This is a genomic window from Nocardia sp. NPDC023733 (assembly GCF_040639775.1).
Taxonomy (GTDB): domain Bacteria; phylum Actinomycetota; class Actinomycetes; order Mycobacteriales; family Mycobacteriaceae; genus Nocardia; species Nocardia rosealba.
In genome coordinates, this window is record NZ_JBFAAN010000007.1 from 192839 (window position 1) to 213783 (window position 20945).

Annotated in this window: 18 protein-coding genes and 2 pseudogenes; 6 read left to right on the top strand and 14 right to left on the bottom strand. The window is 65.1% G+C overall.

All coding sequences use genetic code 11. The features are described from left to right. Positions 1-92 precede the first annotated feature (92 nt). The 3 genes from AB0F86_RS24645 (at position 93) to AB0F86_RS24655 (ending at position 5730) form a co-directional block, all read left to right on the top strand. Complete coding sequence (locus AB0F86_RS24645; RefSeq protein WP_356985942.1) at positions 93-4703, top strand: amino acid adenylation domain-containing protein; 4611 nt, start codon at positions 93-95, stop codon at positions 4701-4703. A 61-nt stretch (positions 4704-4764) separates the two neighbouring features. Continuing rightward, a complete protein-coding gene (locus AB0F86_RS24650; protein WP_356985941.1) occupies positions 4765-5280 on the top strand; it encodes a hypothetical protein in 516 nt (171 codons plus the stop codon). Positions 5281-5397: 117 nt separating this feature from the next. Then, positions 5398-5730: a VOC family protein gene (locus AB0F86_RS24655; RefSeq protein ID WP_067491115.1), complete on the top strand. Its 333-nt coding sequence runs from the start codon at positions 5398-5400 to the stop codon at positions 5728-5730. A gap of 1 nt (position 5731) precedes the next feature. Here the strand turns inward: AB0F86_RS24655 and AB0F86_RS24660 are convergent, their stop codons facing one another. Beyond that, positions 5732-6433 carry a TetR/AcrR family transcriptional regulator gene (locus tag AB0F86_RS24660; protein ID WP_356985940.1) on the bottom strand — a complete coding sequence of 234 codons (702 nt, stop codon included), beginning with the start codon at positions 6431-6433 and terminating at the stop codon, positions 5732-5734. A gap of 55 nt (positions 6434-6488) precedes the next feature. Between AB0F86_RS24660 and AB0F86_RS24665 the strand changes: the two genes are divergently transcribed. Together AB0F86_RS24665 and AB0F86_RS24670 are read left to right on the top strand one after the other, a co-directional pair. Next, a complete protein-coding gene (locus AB0F86_RS24665) occupies positions 6489-7109 on the top strand; it encodes a DUF998 domain-containing protein (RefSeq protein WP_356985939.1) in 621 nt (206 codons plus the stop codon). A gap of 114 nt (positions 7110-7223) precedes the next feature. Next, positions 7224-7928 (top strand): histidine phosphatase family protein, encoded by a 705-nt coding sequence (locus tag AB0F86_RS24670; protein ID WP_356985938.1) that lies wholly within the window; start codon positions 7224-7226, stop codon positions 7926-7928. A gap of 56 nt (positions 7929-7984) precedes the next feature. On the opposite strand, the gene AB0F86_RS24675 is transcribed toward AB0F86_RS24670, so the two are convergent. The 9 genes and pseudogenes from AB0F86_RS24675 to AB0F86_RS24715 form a co-directional block, all read right to left on the bottom strand. Next, positions 7985-8758, bottom strand: coding sequence for an ESX secretion-associated protein EspG (locus AB0F86_RS24675; protein WP_356985937.1), 774 nt, complete (start codon positions 8756-8758; stop codon positions 7985-7987). Next, positions 8755-10134 carry a hypothetical protein gene (locus AB0F86_RS24680; protein ID WP_356985936.1) on the bottom strand — a complete coding sequence of 460 codons (1380 nt, stop codon included), beginning with the start codon at positions 10132-10134 and terminating at the stop codon, positions 8755-8757. Before AB0F86_RS24680 ends, AB0F86_RS24675 begins: the two co-directional genes overlap by 4 nt. Further along, on the bottom strand, positions 10134-10493 hold the full coding sequence (locus AB0F86_RS24685; protein WP_356985935.1) for a hypothetical protein: 360 nt from the start codon (positions 10491-10493) through the stop codon (positions 10134-10136). The genes AB0F86_RS24680 and AB0F86_RS24685 overlap by 1 nt, the downstream gene beginning before the upstream one ends. 46 nt (positions 10494-10539) lie before the next feature. Next, complete coding sequence (locus AB0F86_RS24690) at positions 10540-11088, bottom strand: DUF3558 domain-containing protein (RefSeq protein ID WP_356986024.1); 549 nt, start codon at positions 11086-11088, stop codon at positions 10540-10542. 172 nt (positions 11089-11260) lie between these two features. Next, positions 11261-12688, bottom strand: coding sequence for an ATP-binding protein (locus AB0F86_RS24695; RefSeq protein ID WP_356985934.1), 1428 nt, complete (start codon positions 12686-12688; stop codon positions 11261-11263). 665 nt (positions 12689-13353) lie between these two features. After that, on the bottom strand, positions 13354-14442 hold the full coding sequence (locus AB0F86_RS24700; protein WP_356985933.1) for a hypothetical protein: 1089 nt from the start codon (positions 14440-14442) through the stop codon (positions 13354-13356). Positions 14443-14456: 14 nt separating this feature from the next. Beyond that, positions 14457-14852, bottom strand: coding sequence for a hypothetical protein (locus AB0F86_RS24705; RefSeq protein WP_356986037.1), 396 nt, complete (start codon positions 14850-14852; stop codon positions 14457-14459). Positions 14853-15940: 1088 nt separating this feature from the next. Beyond that, entirely contained in the window at positions 15941-16396 is a 456-nt protein-coding gene (locus AB0F86_RS24710; RefSeq protein WP_356986036.1) for a hypothetical protein, read from the bottom strand. A gap of 184 nt (positions 16397-16580) precedes the next feature. Then, positions 16581-16991, bottom strand: a pseudogene (locus AB0F86_RS24715) (toxin glutamine deamidase domain-containing protein); the annotation flags it as partial. A 36-nt stretch (positions 16992-17027) separates the two neighbouring features. On the opposite strand from AB0F86_RS24715, the gene AB0F86_RS24720 reads away from it, so the two are divergent. Beyond that, on the top strand, positions 17028-17366 hold the full coding sequence (locus AB0F86_RS24720) for a hypothetical protein (RefSeq protein ID WP_356986035.1): 339 nt from the start codon (positions 17028-17030) through the stop codon (positions 17364-17366). 515 nt (positions 17367-17881) lie between these two features. Here the strand turns inward: AB0F86_RS24720 and AB0F86_RS24725 are convergent. From AB0F86_RS24725 to AB0F86_RS24740, 4 genes and pseudogenes are all read right to left on the bottom strand, one after another. Further along, positions 17882-18412 carry a hypothetical protein gene (locus tag AB0F86_RS24725; protein WP_356986034.1) on the bottom strand — a complete coding sequence of 177 codons (531 nt, stop codon included), beginning with the start codon at positions 18410-18412 and terminating at the stop codon, positions 17882-17884. Between the two features lie 100 nt (positions 18413-18512). Beyond that, positions 18513-19247: pseudogene (locus AB0F86_RS24730) on the bottom strand (toxin glutamine deamidase domain-containing protein); the annotation flags it as partial. Positions 19248-19753: 506 nt separating this feature from the next. Then, positions 19754-20284, bottom strand: a complete 531-nt coding sequence (locus tag AB0F86_RS24735) for a hypothetical protein (protein WP_356986033.1) — start codon at positions 20282-20284, stop codon at positions 19754-19756. Between the two features lie 30 nt (positions 20285-20314). Continuing rightward, the gene (locus AB0F86_RS24740; RefSeq protein WP_356986032.1) at positions 20315-20845 is read right to left on the bottom strand and encodes a hypothetical protein; all 531 of its coding nucleotides are present in this window, start codon (positions 20843-20845) and stop codon (positions 20315-20317) included. Positions 20846-20945: the final 100 nt, after the last annotated feature.

Here is a 20945-nt window from a genome sequence, read left to right on the forward strand (position 1 = left end):
CACCTGCCGGGTACCCGCCCGGCACGGTGCGGCGCCGCATGTCGACCGGGTCTCGGCTCTCCGACGACCCGACCACTAGGAAAGGACGCAGCATGAGTGCGCCGCAGATCGAAGACGTACTCGCGTTGAGCCCCCTGCAGGAGGGGTTGTTCTCTCTTTCGCGGATGGCCGGGACCGAGATCGACCTCTACACGATGCAGTTCGTGGTCGACATCGACGGCCCGCTGGACGCCGCCCTGCTGCGCCGCAGCGCCCAGGCCATGCTCGACCGCCACCCGAACCTGCGGGCCGCGTTCTGGGACACCGACGTGCCCAAGCCGGTGCAGATCATCCCGTCCCACGCCGAGCTGCCGTGGGCCGAACGTGACGCGGTGGCAGCGGAATTCGACTCCATCGCCGAGTCGGAGCGGCGGGTGCCGTTTACGCTGAGTCGTGGTCCGGCCTTGCGGATCCTGCTGCTGAACGTCACCGACGCGCCGCAGCCGCGCAAGCGGATGATCCTCACCGCCCACCACATCCTGATGGACGGCTGGGCGGTTGCGGTGTTCTTCACCGAACTGCTCGCCGTGTACCAGGCGGGTGGCAGCCTCGACGGGCTGCCCGCCCCGCGCCCGTACCGCGACTACATCGGCTGGCTCGGCGCCCAGGACCACGAGGCCGCCGCGCGCCGCTGGGCCGAGTACCTGGGTCAGGTGAGTGCGCCGTTGGTGCTGGCCGACGGCACCGGTGCGCGCGATTCCTCGGTCCCCGAGACCACGCGACTTCGGCTCTCCGCCGGCGAAACCGAAGCTCTGCAGCAGTGGGCGCGCGCCAACGGCATGACGCTCAATACCGCTGTGCAGTTCGCCTGGACGGTGCTGCTGGGCCGGATCACCGACCGTACGGATGTCGTCTACGGCACCACCATCAGCGGCCGCCCCGAAAAGCTGGCCGGTGTCGAGGGCATGGTCGGGCTGTTCATCAACACCGTCCCCGTCGTGCACCGGCTCGCGTCGACCGAACCGGTCGTCGCGCAATGCGCTCGGCTGCAACGTGATTCGTCGACCATGCGCGATATCGGTTACCTGAGCCTGTCGACCCTGCAGCGTGCGGCAGGACACGGCGCCCTGTTCGACACCCTGTTCGTGTTCGAGAACGCCCCCATCGACGACGCGATCAAGACCGTCACCGCCGCCGACGGCGCCCAGTTCCGGCCCATCGAGATGGAAAGCCTCGCCCACTACCCGCTCACCGTGGTCTCGCACATGAGCGAAGGCGAACTGCTCGTCCTGGTCGAGGCGGTGCCTGCTCTGCTCGGTCACCTCGACCCCGCCGACCTCGGCGCCCGTCTGGTCACCATCCTGCGCACCCTGCCCACACTCGACGCCGAGGCGACCCTCGACGCCATCGACCTGCTCACACCCGCCGAGCACGCCGAACTGGCCAGTGCTGCCGCGGAACTCGTATCCGCGCCCTCCTCCACGCCTTGGGAGCTGTTCGAGCGGCAGGTCGCCGCGACCCCGGACGCCACCGCCCTCACGACCACCTCGGGCGAGCACTTCACCTACCGGGAGCTGCACGATCGTGCCTGCCGCCTGGGCGCCGAGTTCGCCGCACACGGTGTCGGCCCGGAAACCGTTGTCGCCCTGATGCTCCCGCGCGGCACGGACGCGATCGTCACCATCCTCGCCACATTCGCCGCCGGTGCGTCCTATGTCCCGGTCGACATCACCCTGCCCGCCGGGCGCATCGAATCGATTCTGCGCCAGTCGAATCCGGTTCTCGCCATTGTCCTCGACAAGGATCGTCACCTACTCGACGGGATTACGCAGCAGGACCTGCCGACCCGTCTGGCGGTGCTCGTGCTGGATGACGCCGAGGTTGTCGACCGGATCGCGAACCGCCCCGCGCAGGCTCCCGTCGTCCGCCGCGAACTCGACCACGCCGCGTACATCATTTTCACCTCCGGCTCCACCGGCGAACCCAAGGGCGTCGTCGGCACGAACGCCGCGCTGGCCGGGTACTTCGCCGACCATCTCGAGCGGTTCTACCGCCCGGCGATGGCGAAACTCGGTCGTCCGCTGCGCATCGCGCACGCCTGGTCGCTCGGGTTCGATGCCTCCTGGCAACCGATGGTCGGATTCTTCGCGGGCCAGGCCCTACATCTTTTCGATGCCGACGAGATGCGCGACGCACACCGAATCGTCTCGGGCATGGCCGAATTCGACATCGACATGATCGACACCACCCCCTCGATGCTGGCCCAGCTGGCGGCGGCGGGCTTGCTCGATCGTGAGCTGTCCGTCCTCGCTCTCGGTGGTGAGGCCATCGATACTGCCCTGTGGGCACGTTTGCGCGCGCTCCCGGGGACGGCTGTGTACAACTGCTACGGGCCGACCGAGACGACCGTCGAAGCCGTCGTCGCCCCGGTCGCCACCTCGGAAATCCCGACGATCGGCACCGCCAACGGCGGCATGGTCGGCTACGTCCTGGACTCACGGCTGCGCCCGGTTCCGCAGGGGATCGTCGGCGAGCTGTACCTGTCGGGTGTGCAGCTGGCCCGCGGTTACCTGGGTAAACCCGCCATCACCGCCGACCGGTTCGTCGCCGACCCGGCCCGCCCGGGGCAGCGCATGTACCGCACCGGTGACCTCGTCCGCCGCCTGCCGGGTGGTCGTTTCGGCTACCTCGGCCGCGCCGACGCGCAGGTGAAGGTGCGCGGGTACCGCATCGAGGTCGGCGAGATCGAGACCGCGCTGCGCCGCTCGGCCGATATCGACACCGCGGCCGTCACCGTGGTCCGTCGTGCCGGTGGCGCGTCGCTGGTCGGTTTCGTCGTCGGTAAGGCCGGACGCGCCGTGGTGGTGAGTCGGGTGCGCGCCGACCTCGCGCAGCGCCTGCCCGCGTACATGATCCCGGCGCGCATCGTCGTCCTCGACCGGTTGCCGGTGAACGTCAACGGCAAACTCGACGGGCACGCGCTGAACGAGCTCGCCGAACAAGCACTTTCGTCGGCCGACAGCAATGCCGCCGCCGAGACGCCCACCGAGATCGCGCTCAGCGAGGTCTTCGCCGAACTCTTCGACGGCCGCGCCCCCGGTATCGACGCCGACTTCTACGAACTCGGTGTCGACTCCATCGTCGCCATCTCCCTGGTGAACAAGGCCCGCCGCCGAGGCCTCGCGCTCAACCCGCGCATGGTTCTGGCCTGCCCGACCATCCGTGAACTCGCCGCCGCCGTCGACGACGCACCCGCCGCCGCCCAGGCGGGCGCCGACTCCTACGGTGTGGTTCCGCCGCTGCCGGTCGTGTCGTGGATGTACGAGTACGGCAACTACCGCCGCTTCACCCAGACCGCCCTGCTCCGCCTGCCCACCGGAATCGACCGTGCCGGCCTGGAGTCCACGCTCCAAGCCCTCCTCGACGCACACGACACCCTGCGTGCCGTGCTCACCGATACGCCCGATGGTCCGCGTCTGCTCACCCGCGCGCCCGGTGTCGTTGCCGCGGGCGACGTGGTGATCGAAGCGCCGGGTGGACTCGCTGGTTCCGAACTGGATTCCGTCATCACGGAATACGCGCGTATCGCCAACGACGCGATCGACCCGAGGTCGGGGGAGATGGTGCGCGCGGTGTGGTTCGCGGGTGCACCGGGCTCGTCGGAAGTCGACCAGAGCTCGGGCGACGCGAACAATTCCAGGGACGACGCTGATGGCGATCCCGGCGACATCCTTTTGCTCGCGGTACACCACCTGGCTGTCGACGTGGTGTCCTGGCACATCATGATCGACGGTCTCGCCGCCGCCTGGCAGCAGATCCAGTCCGGCGTCGCCCCGAAGATGCTGCCCGAGTTCACCTCCTACCGGCAGTGGTCCGAGGCCATGTGGCAGCGCGCCAGCACACCGGAAGTGCTTGCTCAGCGCGACTATTGGGCGTCCCAGGTGCGCCAACCCGACGCGCCCCTCGGTTCCCGGCACCCCGCCCCCGCGTCCGACACCTGGTCGAGTCTGCGCGTGAACACCGTCGCCACCCCCGTCGAGGTGACCCAGCGCCTCCTCGACCGCATCGGCAAGGACGAGGGCGTCCGCGAATTCCTGCTCACCGCCCTCACCATGACCATGGCCTCGCTGCACGCGAACAATGGAAACGATCCAGCCGCAGGCGCTTTGATCGCCCTCGAGGGCCACGGCCGCGCCGACGCCGAACTCGGCACCGACACCGCCAACACTCTCGGCTGGTTCACCAGTGTGTTCCCCGTCCGCCTCGGCGTCGGCGAGCAGTGCGTGGATGTCGCACGGGCCCAAGCTGATCCGGCCTCCGCGCGGTCGCTGCTCGACTCCGTCATCCGCCACCTGCGCGAAATCCCCAACCAGGGGCTCGATTACGGCCTGCTCCGCTACGTCGACCGGGCCCACGAACTCCGCAACGCCGCCGAACCGCAGGTGGAATTCAACTACCTCGGCCGAATCGACCTCAGCGGCAACGACAACGATCCATGGTCGCTGCTCGTGGGAGCCCACGACACCGCCCTTCCGCTCGATCCGGAACCCGACCTTCCCTTGCGGTACGCGGTAGACGTCATCGCCGGCATCGGCACCACCCCCGAAGGCCCAGCCCTGACGACCAACTTCCGCTGGAGCACCGCTCTGTTCACGGAAAAGCAGGCTGACCGGTTCGCCGAACTGTGGGCCCAGGCCGTTCGAATCCTGGCCGCTGCTCTCTGAGGACCGATCGTCGATGCCGGTGGGCCGGTAGAGTTGGCGGGCCGTTCAGGGGAGGAATGTGGTGCGCGTAGTCGCGGGGTTTTTCGCTTTGTCCTTGATGCTCACGTCGTGCGCCGTAACCGGTACGGCAGAGCCGCACTGTCCGTCGGGAACATTGAACGTGCAGACGAACGAAAGCCAGTTGGGTAACTTCGTCGCGCTGCAAGACAAGGTCCGCGACGTGGTGACCGTGCGTGAGGTGCCGATCACGATGCGCGAGATCGGCCGCCGCGCAGGCTGGTCGCCGGAATGGGACCGCATGATCCCGCTCCGACCAGGCGCGGCCCCGGAAAAGATCCTCGCGGCCGCAGGCATCGACGATCCGAATATGTGTGTGAACGGCATCCCGACCTTCGACCCCTTCTACGAAAGGGTCCACTACCCGAATTCCTTGTTCCTCGTCGGCTCCCGTCCGGTCCACCGCGTCGAGTGGTTCCATCCGCAACCCTTGATCGATTTCGGCGCGCAGGGCTTCCTCACACCGGATACGGAACTGATCATCGACCGCGGCATGCTCACACCCGCCCCCGGCCGATAACGCCAGGGCATATCCGCGATCACGCCCGGCTGCCGCATTTCGGGCTGACCACTGGTTACGCTGGTTGCCGACCGTTTTCCATTCGACGCAGTTCCGCTGTTTTTCGGAAGGAAGAATATGAGTCCCGCCATCGGCGCCGTCGTCATTCCCGTCTCCGACCTGGAAGCCGCCAAAAAGGTCTATACGGCCCTCTACGGCCAACCCCACACCGACCAGCCCTACTACGTCGGTTACAACGTCAACGGCTTCGAGATCAGCCTCAACCCCCAGGGCGACCGCGCCACCGGACCGGTCGCGATGACCGACGTCGACGACCTCGACGCCACCCGAAACGCCCTGCTCGCCGCAGGAGCCACCGAAAAATCGGGCCCGCAGACAGTTGCCCCCGACCTCCGCATCTGCACCCTCGCCGATCCCGACGGCAACCCCTTCGGCCTGCGCGGCAAGTAGGTCACCGACGCGCTTCGATGCCGTCGAGGGCCTGCTCGAGGCCGGTATCGAACTGCCAGCGCAGGTCGTCCTTGCGCCGTGCCTCGTGCACATAGCGCTGGAAGGTCGGATAGCGGCCGGTGCCGAGCAGCCAGGTCATCTGGGTGGACAGGCCGGTGCGCGCCTGTGCGCCGGTGGTCCAGCCGCGATCGTCCATGAGCGCGCGTAGGCCGATCTCGGCACCGGTCGCACCCTGCACATACGCGAAAACCGTTCGCGCGGCCGCCATCGCCGTATCGAGGTCGAGGCCGAGGTCGTCGTGGAGCGCGGTCAAGGCGTGCTCGGTCAGGGCCATGCGGTTGGGTGTGAGCTCGTAGACGAGCTCCGGCGCGGTGAGCCGGGTGAGCCACGGATGTCGCAGGATCAGCGCCTGAAGGGCCGTCGCCAGCTCACGCAGCGTCGCGCGCCAGCCGTCACCGGCCGTGCAGTCGACCTCGCCGTAGACGAGGTCGACCATCAGTTCCAGCACCTCGTCCTTGCCCGCCACATGCCGGTAGGCCGCCATCGGCGCCACCCCGAGTTCCGTGGCGAGCCGGCGCATCGTGATGGCGTCGAGCCCGTCGACGTCGGCCACCGCCACGGCGGTCTCCGCAATTCGCCTGGCCGACAAGGGTTTACCTGCGAGCCGGTCGGCCTCTGTCAGCCGTTCCCAGAGAGAAGTCACGCCTGTTCCGCTCCTGATGTGTACTTAGTACGCACGAGATGTGTACTTTGTATCTGTGAGCATACGCAGTACACATCTGCTGGTGGCGGGCGCCTTCGGTCCGGCCGTCTTCGTCCTCGGCTATCTGATCAACGGCGCACTCCAGGCCGGCTACGACTCCTCCCACGACACCATCAGCGCCCTCAGCCTGGCCCCCCACGGCTGGATCCAGAACAGCAACTTCGTCCTCTACGGCATCCTGACGGTGCTCTTCGCCGAAGGGCTCCGCCGCACCGCGTCCCTGCGCACCGCCGGGTACCTCGCCCTGCTGGTCGCCGCCGCCGGGCTGATCGTCATCGGGTTCTTCCCCACCGACCCGGTGCTCGGTTTCCCCGAAGGAGCCCCCACGGTCGTCACCGCGACCGGCAGCATCCACAACCTCGGCGCCCTCGTCGTGTTCACGGCCTTTCCCGTAGCGGCCCTCACCACCGTGTCCCGCCACGCCCGCCTGTGGTCGGCCTTCTCCTTCGCCACCGCCGTGTTGTCGCTAGCAGCGGTCGGAGCCTTCTTCGCCGCCGTGGAATCGACACCGGCCGGTGCCCAATCGGCGGCCGGCTTCTACGAACGCCTCCCGACACTGTTCATCGGCCTCTGGCAGATCGTCTTCGTCTACCGGGTCCTCGCGAAAAGTAGATAACGTGCCGTTCATCGGGAGACGACGTGGTGACCGGTCGGCCGCGAACCTACCGTCCCGGATCGGGTCGCATTCATGCACCAGCGTGGGCCCACACCGGTTACTCGAGGAGTCCCTATGCCCCAGATCGCGTCACGTCTGTCCGTGGTCATCGCCGCGGTTGCCGTCATCACAGCCGGCGGCGGTAATGCGGCCGCCGCACCGCAGACAGGTGAAATGACCCTCACCTTCGTCCGCCACGCCGAATCGGCCGGCAACGCATCCGGCCTGATCGACACGTCCGTGCCCGGCCCCGACCTCACCGAAAAGGGCTGGGAGCAAGCCGCCGCGGCCGCGCTACGCCTGGCCGACTGCAAGTTCGACGGCGTCTACGCCTCGACGATGGTGCGCACACAGCAGACCGCACTGCCCACCTCGGAACTGTGCGACCGCCCCGTTGTCGTCGAGGAGGGCTTCCACGAAATCGAAGCCGGAATCTACGAAGGCACACCCGAGAAGGACGCGATGGCGAACTACTTCGCCGCACCGGTCCAGTGGATGCAAGGCAACCTCGACGCCCGCATTCCCGGCTCGATCAACGGCTACGAATTCAAAAAGCGCGTGGACGACTCCATCCAGGACATCCAGGACCGCGGCGACAAGCGCGCCACGATCTTCTCCCACGGCGGCTCCATCATGGTCTGGACCCTCATGACCGTCAGCAACCCCGACATGACCAAACTGCAGTCCGACCCCATCCGCAATACCGGGCGCGTAGTCGTCAAGGGCAGCCCCGCGAAGGGCTGGAAACTCGTCACCTGGGACGGCACTCCCGCTGCCTGACACGCGCAGGCCCCACGGCTACACCCGCCGCGTCGAATCCGATCGACGGTGAGGGTTCATCTGCGATCGGTGAAGATGGCTATGTGCCTGGAGAGACGATGCTCCAACTCGGCGGGTGGGCCGGGGATCACCGTGAAATTGTCGGCGTCGTGGTGTTGCAGGAGGTAGCGGCCGTCATCGGGGTAGTCGAGCCAGAGGAACGCTTTGCCGTCGGAAGTGGGCCGGGAATCGACCTGGAACCCAGGGAAAACGGTGATCTCGCCCGTGCCGATTCGGGGGCGCCGGAAGAAGCGTTGCGTGTGCTCGACCGGGGACAGGCGGGTGGGGTGGCGAGCGAAGGTGGCCGCTTCGAGATCGCTGCGCCTGCCCTCGAAACGCTGTGTCGAACCACCTTGCAGGCGTGGCAGTTTCGCGACGATAGCCACTGCCAGATCGCCCAGCGGGACGACGGAGAGCGTGATGTCGCCGCCTTGCTCGCGCGTCGGCCCCGGGGCCTGAACGGCCAACGCCGCGTGATCCTCGACGATGCCCGCATAAACGCGCACGACCTCGGCCTGGCCCGGTCCGTGTAAGCCCTGGATCTCCACCCGGACCTCGGGCTCGAGAACGGCCCGGAACACCCTGTCCAGAACCGCGTCGTACACCTGCACCAACCGGTGCCGGGCAGCTTCCCGCCGCCGCCGGTGGATTCCCATGGTCTCGGCGAATTCGGGCTGGAAGGTCAGCGGGTACGGCATCCGGTCCCGGCCGTGCGCTTCCAGCCCGATGGCGAAGGCATGTGGATCGAGCACCCAGGTGTGATCAAGAGCCGGTGCTTGGGGTCGGCTCATGCGCCGATCACCCCACCCGGCGGCAGCGTGGGCGGCAACTGCCCGATGAGTTCGTGCTCGCGATCATGGATGAGGTAGTCCGGGGTGGTGTGCTCGTTCTCGTCGTCACGCCCACCGCCCCTTCCACCGCCGCCCATCATGCCGGGCATCCCGCTCATACCGCGCGCACCCGCCGCCGACGCCCCCGCACGAGCGCCGGAGTTCTGCGCCCCTGCGGCTCCCGGTGTTCCCGCGACGGAGCGTCCTGCGGCCGGTACTCCGGAACCACCGGGCACGCCCGAGCCGGGCGATCCAGACCCCGGCGATCCTGAGCCGGGAGACCCGGCTCCGGGAGACCCGAGTTTGCTGTCGCCGGGTGTGGCCGGTGTCGTCGTCGGCGTCGTAGCGGGCGTTGTGGCCGGTGACTCAGTGCCTGCCGGGCTGGTCGAGTCGTCGTCGGTGTCGTCGTCCGCTTGATCATCGCCGGGAGTGGTCGACTGCGGGGTCTCGGCGGTTGGATTCTCCGGCGTACCAGCAGGATTCGTCGACGCGCCGCCACCGTTGTCGGTGTTGTCGCCCCCGCCGTTCGGATCTCCCGCCGGACCGTCACCCGGCACTCCGCCGCCCGGATCCGTGACATTGTTCCGGGGGAGGGGTAGCACCGGAGTTTGCTGGTCGACGGTGAGCGCACCCGGCTGATAGGTGCCGATCATGAACAGCCGAGCGTCCGCCTCCGCTTCGTTCGCCCGATGCTGAGCGGCCTTGACCGTACCGTTGCCCGGGATATGGCCGACGAACTCGTCGAAGGCGCTGACCTCTTCCGGTTTCGGGATGGCGATTTTCGCTTGTCCGAGAAGGCCTTCCATGTAGTCGATACCGTTGGCGACCATCTGGAAGGTGGTCGGCAGCTTGGCAGCCTCGGTGGTGTAACTCTTCACCGCCTCGATGGCCGCGGAACCCGAAGCGCCGGACCACTTTTCGGTCAACACCCGTTCGAAGTTGGTGCGGTAGTTGTTGACAGCGGTTTCCGTGCCGGTGGTGAGCCGACGCCAACCGTCGGCCGTCGCATTGATCTGCCCGGCATCGACCCCGCCCTGACCGTCCTTGCCCTGCAAGGCCTCCCAGATCCGCTGATGCGGCCAGTCGCTGAACGGCTCGGGATCCTTCACCGCAGCCTCCTGCATGGTGACATCCGCGCCCGCACGCAACCGCGCCCACTCGTCGCCGATGATGGTGCGGTCGCCCTCCCACGTCAGCTTGCCCTGGTCATCGAGAGCACGCCGTTGTTCGTCGGCGTTGTCGGAACGGTCATGGTTGTCGAGCACCTTGAAGATTCCGAGAGTGCCCACGTGGAAGACACCCATGCCGACCGACTCGAGGGGATCCCAGAACCCCATCAGATCCCCGCCCCCGCATTGCCGATCGCGCCCGCGGACTGCTGATCGACAGCCTGCAGCTTGCCGATGGCGGCGAGGAAGGTGTCGCGCTGGTCGCGCGCGATGGCGATGTGTTGATCCAGGCGTTTCACGGCGGAGTCGTCGGGGTCGTGCGAGCCACCGGCTACAGCTTTGTTCTCGTATTTGCCGCGGATCGCGTCGGCGGAGGGGAGGCTTCCCCAGCCGGTCAGGCGCACGAGAGAACGAGCGAAGTCCCGCTGCCGCTCGAGATCGGTCACGTACTGATCGACCACAGCGGCGAGAGCTTGCCCCAAATCTTCCTCTAGTTTGAACTCCCCGTTGATCGCCTGGGTCTTCATGGTCTGCCAGTAATTGGCGTGGTCCTGTGTCATCTGCGCCCCCAACCTACTTCGGCAAGTGCGGCTCGAGTGCCGCCGCGTATTTTTCCGACATCTCACACAGATCCCCGACCCGGGGGCCTTCAGTACTCAACCAGGAGGTGCGGACCTCGAACATTCCCTGTTCGGCCTCGAAGGACACAAAGCAGGCATCGGGGTCGCTCGACTCCTTGGACACCAGTCCCGCTCGCTCGTTGACAGAGGTCTCGCGGATGACCACAGCGCTGGCCTTCTTCCGCGCGTCATCCAGTGTGTGACTGGTCGAGAACACACCGACCGTGCGCTTTCCCGAGCCGTAGCGATCATCGAGCGGGATCCAATTGCAGACGCGCCAAGCCGAAACACCAGCCGGCGGGTCGGTCAACACGCCTTTGGTCGACGGGTCGAGACCGACGCTGGTGAGCACCTCATCCGACAACGCCCCCCGGCACGGGTTGAACACCTCGATAGTGTCCGGATCCCGCACCGTCGTAGTAGGCCCGGCCGACCCCTCAGTGCTCTCCCCACACCCGGCAAGCACAGCCGCCCCGACCGCGCCACACACCACGGCCCGCATCACCACAACGCTACGCACAGCACTCCTACCTGATCGCCCACGGCAGAATCCCGCCGCTACAAACTTAGACGCACCCCGACCCCAACCGGTTCCCTCGATCAACCGGCAGCCCCCGCCCTCTATTTGTATTCGGTCCCGGGAAACCCTGACTGAGCCGGGCGAAGTCGAACCCTCATCGACCTCCGGGCGGCTGCCAGGCCGCGAGCAGATCCGCGGGACCGAAGCCGGCAGCGAGGTGGTCTGTGGCGAACCCGGAACGGCTGACAGCGATCAGCGGGATCGCCGCATCCGTCAACCGAAACCGGTGGTTCTGCAGGTCAGTCAGGTCATGGACGTCGAAGGGGGAGTTCTCGAGCCATTTGATGGAACCGAGGAACGCCAACTCCTGGGCTACAGGCTCCCGGTCGGCGCCAACGATATCGATCTCCACGTCGTTGGTCCGGGTCCAGTACCCGCCGATCACGGGGACGGCCGGTAGGCCCTCGGCCGGTAGGAGCCGGGAGAGCGACTCGCGAATCAGCGGCTCCACCGCGCGCCCACGCCAACTCGACCAGCCGCGGCGAATCCTGTGCAGAGTGAGATCGGCGCGCAGCCGGTCCAATTCGGGAAGGTAGGGACCGAGGAATGTCAGCCAGAATCGTAGATACGAGTCGGTGATCCGGTAACGGCGGTCCTTCGACGGAGTCAAGCTGACGGGCAGCTCCGCGGCGACAATTCCTTTGGCCACCAAGAGGCTCAGTGCGCGCGTCAGGCTCGTTGACGCCAGGCCCCCTGCTGCTCGGGCGATATTGGCGAACGTGCGTTCCCCGCTACCGATCGCCGAAAGGACCTGGCGTGCCAGTGTGTGCTCAGGAAATTCGGCGGCCAACGACAGTTGCGCCGAGACGACCAGCGGACTGACCGGGTCGGCCAGCTCGCGCTCCAGGAACTTCCACATGTCCTCGCCTGCCCGCCACCGTGCGCAGATGATGGGCAGACCACCGGTGATCAGGGCGGCGTCGAACGCAGGGGCGGGCTCTGCCCCGATCATGGTAGCGACATCGGCGGGGTCGAGCGGTCCTAGCCGCATTTCGGAGCCACGCTGGTGAAACGGGCGGCCATAGGATGTGAGCGCTTGCATCATCGCGAGATCCGAGCCGATCAGGATCAAGAGCACCGGCTTACGGCACAGTTCGCGGTCCCACGCACGCTGCAAGACACTCTCGAACGCGCCGGCCTCGTCCATCAGGTAAGGCAGTTCGTCGAGAACGACAATGCTCGGTTGGTCATCGGGCAGGATGCCCGCGAGCTGGCGCAGGCCGGCTGTCCAATTGGCAGGCAACGCCTCGGCGAAGATCTCGGCCTCCGGCAGCGTGGAGCGGACAACCGTGTCGGAGAACTCGGCGAGCGGATCGGCGCCCAGCCCGATCTCGCTGGTGTAGAACACATTTGGTACACCGCTGCGCTGAGTGAACTCCTCGACCAGAGCGGACTTCCCGATCCGCCGACGGCCACGCAGGATGAGGCAGCGCCCCGGTTTCGCGGTGCCGATCGAGGCACGAACCCCGTCCAACGCCTCATCGAGGGTTCGCAACTCGCGCCATCGGCCGACGAAGTCCATAGACCCTCCGTATCATTGATGTTAGTAACATTGATGATACTACTGCCAATGGGTGTCCTCTATGGGGCTGGCGACCATAGATCGCCGATGTCGCCGCAACTCAGGGCGATTCATCCCCGCCTCTCGCTCTCACTGGTCGGTGAACGGCTCTAGGTCTTCGGTCGACAACGGTGTGACCTTTGCCGGGTCAATTCGTGTGGTCGACAGCAGTTCGTTGATCGCTTCGTCCGGTTCGGGTTCATCGGTCGGAGATTTGTCGCTAGGCCTCGGTCACAATGGTGTGTCCGAGGTGTCGTACGTCTACATATCTGGTCTCGATCCGCATCGGAGGGATGGAGGAAGGGAATTGACGTACTTCTCCTTTTTCGCGTTCCACAACCAACGGGGTTGAACCCTTATTCTGTGTACGCGGTACGACACGCCAGCCGGAACTGAATTCATTGAGACTGAACTCGTCCGACCCCAGAAAGGCTTGCGCAATTTCTCTGGCCTGCGATTCCTCGATCATGGAAGTTCGCTTTCTCTCAGGTGGTCTCCGTCGGCATCAATGTGCACCCCTTCCACATTGAGCGCATTGAACCAATGTCCGCCGCCGCGACAGCCGGGTCGGCTAGCGGGGTAACTGCGGTGGGTGGGCCCGAAGCTCGCGGTGGGCGCTCAGTTCATTACTCGGCCGAATGGTGCTCGACTACGATCGGTGTCGTGTCCACACCTTGACGGCGAAGACTGTCCAAGACTTGCCGAGTGTATTTCCGAGTCGGCTGGTAATGAGTGCTGTGGTCACTGATCAGGCGCACTACGCCAGCTTTTGCCTCGATCTCTCCCGCACCCCCTACCGGCGCTCCCGCCAGAAAACTGGAATGGTGGAATTTGCCGAGAAGGTGAAAGGGTGCCGAATACAGGGCGCCATTGCGGTCCATGACGAATATTGCCCGCCCGCCGGGGGTCCATAGCGTTTTCGCAGCCGACGTGTCGAACAAGTCGCCTTTGCTGTCATGAAGTAGGCCGTCGTAGCCGAAGAGGCGGAACTCGCGTCGCGCAGTATCGTCGAGGTAGTCCACATGAGTGCCCTCCCATACAGTATTCCCGGGTTCGCTCTCACCGTGAAATGCTGGGATAATGCTCGTGGTCTCGTATCGCCCAGCGCTTTGCTGGGCTGATTCGGCGGTGAGCACGAAGATTCGTTCCGGTTCGAGCCGCCCGGAGTCGGTGAGTTCGCGGAGGATATCGGTGGCATCGCGATTCGAGTCGGCGCTGTAGACAACGACATCGGTGCTGTCGTCCCAATATGGAGAGAACATGCCGATGACTTCTCCCGAGCGCATTTTCAGCAGCAGAAATGGGCCGTCGTCACTGTCGTGACTGAATCTCCGAGCCAGGCGTGCTGACACTTCGTCGACGGTCAGGGCGAGCCGGGCGATGGGGCGGGAATTCGCAAATTCGGCCAGATACTCTGCCGGCAGCTTGGTGAAGGCAGGTGTCGGCCAGGGGCGGGTCGAATCCAGGTGTGCTACCACTCGGCCGATGAAGTTGCGCAGCTGTGGTTCGGTCTGGCGCATCGGAACAAGTGTGGGAAGGGGCTTTCCGTCGTTGAGCCCGCCTGCCAGAGATTCGTACTCCATCTCGGCGGTGAGGTATTCGATGGGTTCGAGCACCAGCGCTTCAGCGATTCTGCTCGCCAGTTCTTCGCTGAGCTCGGGCTCGAACTGGATCCGATAGAATATTCGCTGGACGATTCCGACCCAGTAATCCATACACATTCCTTTCATCACCGCGGTGCCTCGAGCCGTATCTGCGCTGCAGTGAGCTGCACTCCCAATGCTTGCAGGTGATTGACGGCCTGCAAGGTGTGGCCTCGTTCGGGTCGATAATGACCGCTGGAGTCGGTCAGTTGCTGAACTACTCCGTTGACAACGACGAGTTCGCCTGCCGCCGCGACCGGCGCTCCGGCGAGAAAGCTGGAATGATGGAACTCGCCGGGCGCGTGTTCGAGTGCAGCATACAGGTTGCCGTGTTCGTCCATCGCGAATATTGCGCGACCGGATCCGCCCCAGACCGAATGTCCAGCTCTGGTATCGAACAGTTCGCCGTTCGAATTGTAGAGACGTCCACCTCGGATTTCGATGCGAAATGCTTGACGTCTGTTGTCATCCAGGTAGTCCACGTGCGAAGGCGGCGATGTCCAAATGCTGTTTCCCGGAAGGTGTTCGCCGCGGTATGTGTTCTGCATATCGCGGGTTTCGAACGGAGGTCGCGGTCGGTAAGCCGTCGAACCGAGTTGCTCCTCGATCGACTGCGATCGGTGATCGTCGTTGTGGTGCTGTGGTGGAGCGGGTGCTGGAACGACCGCTGGTGTGGGCGTCGGATGGGGCTGTTGTACGGGTGCGGCCGGTGTGGGAGTACGCGGTGGCAGCCCGAGGATCCTTCGCCAGAGCGGTCGTCGGCCGGCCGCCGGTGGTGATTGAGCGGGACTGGCCATACCCCAGGACTGGCCGTCCGGAATCCATCGCGAAGTCTGATCCGGCCCGTCGCCGGCGGGCCATCGGGGCGCACTACCGCTCGTCGTCGAAGGCGGTGCCTGGCGTGCAGCCGGAATCGACTCGGGTGCACGGGAATCTGGCGGGGTTGGAGATGGGAACGGGGAGTTCGGCTGGGACACTGTCGCCGAAGCGTGGCCAACGGGCGGGTCGGTGAGCCATGGTGGTGTGGGAGGTGCACAAGTTGCTCGGTCTATGGCGCTACTGAGCTGCTGAAGGTCATGCGGCGAAAGCTGCTCGCCCCCGGGTTCGAGGCCCAATTGCGCACGCAGGTGAGCCGTGACCTCGCTCATGTCGGCTTCAGGGGCGATCGTGCCGGGCAGGCCTGAATTGTCTACTCGCAGTTCCATATCAGCCGCACTGGAGTTCGCCACCGGAACGAGATCGACCATGACCCAGTCGCCGTTCGCGAACCGACTGCCGCCATTGAAATGGAGGTCGACGGCTAGCTGAAGCCGCGCGTGGAGAGCCGCGAGCACCGCAGGATCGACGCCCCTGGCATCCATGCGGAGGCCGACTCGAAGTACAGAGACGGGGGTGTTGAAAGCGCTGACGTGCCGAGCCCAGGTGAAACGTCTGCCGCTTTCGACAACTGGCTGTACACCACCATCCGGCTGCCGTGTTCGCAGACTGGCACGCGCCGCACGCGCTCGGTTCGCGTTCTGAATTTGCTGCGGTGTGGGTGTGGCGGAGGCGACCGTGAATTGTTGGCCCGCTACTCCTCGATCGTCCCCTCCGCGGGCCAGGCTCCCGTGGTACGGCTCTTCATGGATGCCCACGATGTCACCACTGCTGAGACCCGATCCGTGGGTCGGTGGCGGATCGGGTTCTTGGTGATCTCGACTTCCTGGGTGATCCCCGGGTCGTCCGGTGCTTCCAGGAATGTCAGGTCGACCCGGTACACGATGGTGTTCGGTTCCTCCGAGATTCGTGTCAGGTGGATTCGGCGCTGTTTCGGATATATCTGATAGCCCTGGGGCGGTAGGCCCGCTTCCGTTGTCTGGTCGAATTCCTCGCCGATCGATGTCATGCCCATGCTCGAGTGCGCCGTGATCACCCCGGTGTGCTTGTTGATCACGAAACTCCCTCGGCCGAGGGTCGGCATCTGCTGGCGTGAAGTGCTGGCCTGGGAGCTCATCTCGCGGCATACCCAGCCGTGGTTGCTCTCCAAGATACTGAACGTCTTCTCCGGGCCAAAGACTTGGGCCAGCAACTGTCGGGCCTGTTCCCTGTCCGGCACTGGTTGCACCATTGTTCGATCCTCCATTGTTCGCGTCGATGGGTATGCACCACATCGCCCCGGCATCCTTGAGCAGGGCAGGCGGGGGTACGTCGGACGTTTCACCTGATTGAGGGTCCCACCAGACGGGCCCGGCCGCGCCAGGTGGAAACACGATGACGGTCGCGTGTCCTTCTTCGATGACCGGTGTTCCATCGGGGTTGTACCGTCGGGCGCCGTTCTGGTCCCGCGCGTGCCAACCCGTGGCGACCAAGGCTGCCGAGCCGGGGCCGAGACTGGCGATGTAGTTGTGCAGCGCCTGGTACTGCGCGACGACCGGCATACCCGAAGTACTCGAGTACGAGACCCAATCACGGCCGAGCCATGTTGCGGCGCGCTCGTTGCCGTCTTCCTCACCACTGCGGGAATCCGGTGTTCCGTCATCGTTTACGTCTGGCCAACGAGGTGCCGAAACACGGGGAAGACCGAAGAACGAAGACAATGCCGACAGGGAGCAGTCGAGGCAATTGTTTCCCCGCCCGGGCACTTCCCTGCCTCCGTCATTGATCGCTTGCCCATACGGGTGGGTGCGCGGATCGGCCCCGGTGACGAAGGAATTGCCGTCGCGAAGAAGGTCTTCGACCTCGTTCTGGTACGCGGAGTCTTCGATGTCATCGAGATGGTTGTGATCGACGACCCGGGAATCCGCCGGGTCGGAGAAGGGCGTCGGTGTGTTGGCGCGTGCGATGTCGTTGCTGATTTCTCGGAGGTCATCGGGACTCAACATTGTTCCGGGTGGACTGGGGAACAGTCCGATGTGCTCGCGGAGGATGTTGGCCTGGCGATTCGGGTGCTGGGCCGAATCCAACTCGAGGTCTGCGTCTTGCGGATCGGTGGTGAACTCCAGGTCGACGAGCAGTAGATCTCCACTCAACAGTCGGGACCCGTTGTTGAAGGTGGCATCCACCCGCGCCTGGATACTCTCCATCGCCTGCCGCAGGTCGGCAGGCGACATCAGGTGTGCGTTGGGGATGTGGGCGCGGATGGTGGCGACGGCGACCCGTTGGTTTCCGCCGAGGTGGAAGCGGCGGATGCGATAGGCGGGTGGGCGCTGGATGAATGGGCTGCGGTTGGCGTCGACCGGTACCGTATGTCCGTCCTGAGACGGCAACCCTCGAAGAGACTCGCGAAGAGCACGGGCGGACTGATTCGTGCTTGTCGCCGTGGTTGCGCTGATTGCAGGCAATGGAGTCTGCCCGAACGCCGGTTGATCGTTGGGGGGATGCGACGGCGTCGGGCTCGTCCCGAGCGACTGCTGCGGTACCGGCGACGGTTGGCCCGGTGGGGTTGTCGCCGACGGGCTCGTGGCGCCGTGTATGTCGCTGGCGGGTGAGGATTCCCGCGGAGTCGGAGATTCGACGGTCGACGGTGCGCTGTCTACCGGTCGATCGTTTCCTCCGTCGGCCAGGATCCCGTCGTTCTGCTGAGCATCTCGGCCCACGCCGTGGCCTGCGACAGTGGTCCACCGCTCGGCTGGAAGTGCAGGGTTTCCTTGTCGATCGTGATCAGTTCGGTCGTCGGCGGGTTGTTCGGTTGCTCCAGCTCCGTTACGTGGACCTGATATCGGACTGTTTGTGAATCCTCGAAGGTCTTCACCAGATGGATCCGATGGAGTGGGGGATACACCTGGTGACCCTGCACCGGTCGGCCTGTCTCGATCGCCTGGTCGAACTGCTCCCCGATCATCTGCATCGGCAGGCTGCTGTGCGCGGTGATCACCCCGGTCGCCTTGTTGATCACGAAGTTGCCCTGGCCGACCGTCATCCCCTGTTCGGCTTGCTCCGCTGTCGGAACCGGGTGGGCTACCCAACCCTGACGGGTCTCGATCAGATGGAATTCCCGGGTCGATTCGAACGCCGTCCGAAGGAGCTGCTGGGCTTGCTCCAGAGTTGGAACCGGTTGTGCCATGGGCCGTACCTCCGTAGGGAGTGATCGGGGTGAAGCTCAGCGAATAGGAATTGTCCACCATCCAAGCGGGCGGGGTGTCCGAGGTGAAGCCCTGCTGCGGATCCCACCACACCGGTCCCGTCGCACCGGGCGGAAACACGATCACCGTCGCATGGGAACCAGCGATGACCGGCGTGCCGTCGCCGTTGTATCGCAGGTTGCCCGCGCTGTCGCGAGCATGCCAACTGTTGACGACCAGGGCGGCCGACCCGGGCCCGAGCGCAGCGATGTGATTATGAAGTTCCGCATACTGGGCCGCTATCGGCAATCCGCCGACGAACGAACGCAAACCGTCCCCGAGCCACGTGCGGGCTCGGTCGAGCCCGGTACTTTCGCCGCTCTGCTCGTCGATTCCGCCGGTCGGCGCGGGATCGGGGAATCGCGGTGCCGACACCTGCGGAAGGCCGAAGAACGAGGCAAGGGCTGAGAGCGAACAGTCCAAGCAGTTGTTCCCACGTCCCGACACACTGGTGCCGCCGTCGTTTATCGCCGTGCCATACGGGTGTGTTCGGGGGTCGGCGCCCGAGCTGAAAGAATTGCCGTCTCGCAGAAGGTCTTCCAGGTCGGCCTGATAGGCGGGTGTCTCGATTCCCCGAAGCCGTTGCGGTCCATACGAGCGCAGAGCCCCCGGGTTGGTGACCGGGGGATTCGTATTTGCCCGTGCGACATCGTTACTCAGCGAACGAAGATCATCCAGGGTCAGTGGTGCCCCGAGTTGCGTTGTGACGCCGAGGTGTTGGCGCAGCGCAGATTCGAGCTGTTGGGGATTGGTGATCTGGCTCGGGTCGACAGCCATGTCTGCTTCGCCGGGGTCTGCGACCGGGACGATATCGATGACCAGGGGGTCGCCCGACCGTAGCGAAGCGTTGGGGTCTGCGAAGGAAGTGTCAGCGATCCAGGACAGATGATGCGCGATGTCGGCACGGATATGTGGGGGGAGATTGCCGGCGATAAAGACCCGGAGTCGGATAACCGAGATGGGTTGGTCGACCTGATTGTCGTGCCGTTCCCAGAGGAACCGTCCGTTGGTCCGCGCATTCTGAACTTGGTTCGATTGCTGAGGATTCCGGTTTCGGAGTCGGTCACGACGCCGCCTGCTGTGTTCCGCAGAGCTTGTGATGGCGCTTTGGGCGGCTTGGTGCGGCGTGAGCTGCGGGCTTTGCTGCGAGGGACCGTAGTGCGGGGACGTACCAGGCTGAGTAGGAGTAGAGGCCTCAGAAGTTGTTGTGGTTCTGGGCGCTTCCGGTTGCACGGTCGCCTGGCTATCGGCGGGCAGAGTGGAGTTCGCGTCGCGTGACCCCGCTAGACCTCGAACGTCTCCGTTGTCGGCCACGTGCCGTGGCGTTCCCGGCTCCACGCCGCTCGGGCGGCCACCATCGGTGCCAGTGGTGTGTACGGGGTGGTTTCCAAGGTTGTCTTGTTGATCGTCAGATGCAGGTCCTCGGTGGTCGGAGGTGATGTTTCCATCGACTCGACCGTCACCCGGTACTCGATCGTCTCGGAGTCCTCCCGGATCTGATTGAGCGTCAACCGGTTCAGTGGCGGGTAGACCTGCTCGGCTTGGAGCGGCCTCTCCTCCTCGATCGCCGTGTCGTACATCTCCCCGATCGTTTCCAGCGCCAGGCTCGACTGCGCGATGACTACCCCGGTCGTCTTGTCCACTGCGTAGCTCGCCAGGCCGAGACCCATTCCCTCCTCGATCTCCTTCGGGGTCAGGATCTGGCGACAGATCCACGCGTGACGGCTCTCGACTATCGTGAATTCCTCGGTCGGAAAGATCTGAGCCAGGTACGCCCGCAGTTGTTCCGTTGTGCGAAGTTGTGGCGGCTGCATCGGACCCTCCCTGCTGGTCGACCGTGCTTGTTACCGGTCGATCGTTTCCTCCGTCGGCCAGGATCCCGTCGTTCTGCTGAGCATCTCGGCCCACGCCGTGGCCTGTGACAGCGGTCCACCGCTCGGCTGGAAGTGCAGGGTCTCCTTGTCGATCGTGATCAGTTCCGTCGTCGGCGGGTTGTTCGGTTGCTCCAGCTCCGTCACGTGGACCTGATACTGGACTGTTTGTGGGTCCTCGAAGGTCTTCAATAGATGAATTCGATGGAGTGGGGGATATACCCGGCTGCCCTGCACCGGTTGGCCCGTGTCGATCGCCTGGTCGAACTCCTCCCCGATCAGGTCCGGCGGCAGGCTCCGATGCGCCGTGATCACCCCGGTGTGTTTGTTCAGGACGTAGTTCCCCTGCCCGAGTCCCATCCCCTGCGACGTCTCTTCCGCCGTCAAGATCCCACGACCCACCCAGCCGTGTTTGGACTCCACCACCCGGAACTCCCGATTCGGGCCGAAGACCTTGGCCAGCAGTTGTCGGGCCCGTTCCAGAGTGGGAACTTGTTCCGGCATGGTGCATTCCTCCATTGGCGTCGACAGGAAAGAAGTGCAGCGCCACCGATCTCGCAACCATCACGGGAGGTGGAGTGTCAAAAGTTTGGCCGGACTGCGG

Excerpts from the sequence above, each read along its gene's own strand:
- AB0F86_RS24685 (WP_356985935.1), bottom strand. The coding sequence starts at position 10,493 with ATGAAGACCCAGGCGATCAACGGGGAGTTCAAACTAGAGGAAGATTTG.
- AB0F86_RS24675 (WP_356985937.1), bottom strand. The coding sequence starts at position 8,758 with ATGAGCCGACCCCAAGCACCGGCTCTTGATCACACCTGGGTGCTCGAT.
- AB0F86_RS24670 (WP_356985938.1), top strand. The coding sequence starts at position 7,224 with ATGCCCCAGATCGCGTCACGTCTGTCCGTGGTCATCGCCGCGGTTGCC.
- AB0F86_RS24690 (WP_356986024.1), bottom strand. The coding sequence starts at position 11,088 with ATGCGGGCCGTGGTGTGTGGCGCGGTCGGGGCGGCTGTGCTTGCCGGG.
- AB0F86_RS24740 (WP_356986032.1), bottom strand. The coding sequence starts at position 20,845 with ATGCCGGAACAAGTTCCCACTCTGGAACGGGCCCGACAACTGCTGGCC.
- AB0F86_RS24645 (WP_356985942.1), top strand. The coding sequence starts at position 93 with ATGAGTGCGCCGCAGATCGAAGACGTACTCGCGTTGAGCCCCCTGCAG.
- AB0F86_RS24735 (WP_356986033.1), bottom strand. The coding sequence starts at position 20,284 with ATGCAGCCGCCACAACTTCGCACAACGGAACAACTGCGGGCGTACCTG.
- AB0F86_RS24680 (WP_356985936.1), bottom strand. The coding sequence starts at position 10,134 with ATGGGGTTCTGGGATCCCCTCGAGTCGGTCGGCATGGGTGTCTTCCAC.
- AB0F86_RS24695 (WP_356985934.1), bottom strand. The coding sequence starts at position 12,688 with ATGGACTTCGTCGGCCGATGGCGCGAGTTGCGAACCCTCGATGAGGCG.
- AB0F86_RS24655 (WP_067491115.1), top strand. The coding sequence starts at position 5,398 with ATGAGTCCCGCCATCGGCGCCGTCGTCATTCCCGTCTCCGACCTGGAA.
- AB0F86_RS24700 (WP_356985933.1), bottom strand. The coding sequence starts at position 14,442 with ATGGATTACTGGGTCGGAATCGTCCAGCGAATATTCTATCGGATCCAG.
- AB0F86_RS24725 (WP_356986034.1), bottom strand. The coding sequence starts at position 18,412 with ATGGCACAACCGGTTCCAACTCTGGAGCAAGCCCAGCAGCTCCTTCGG.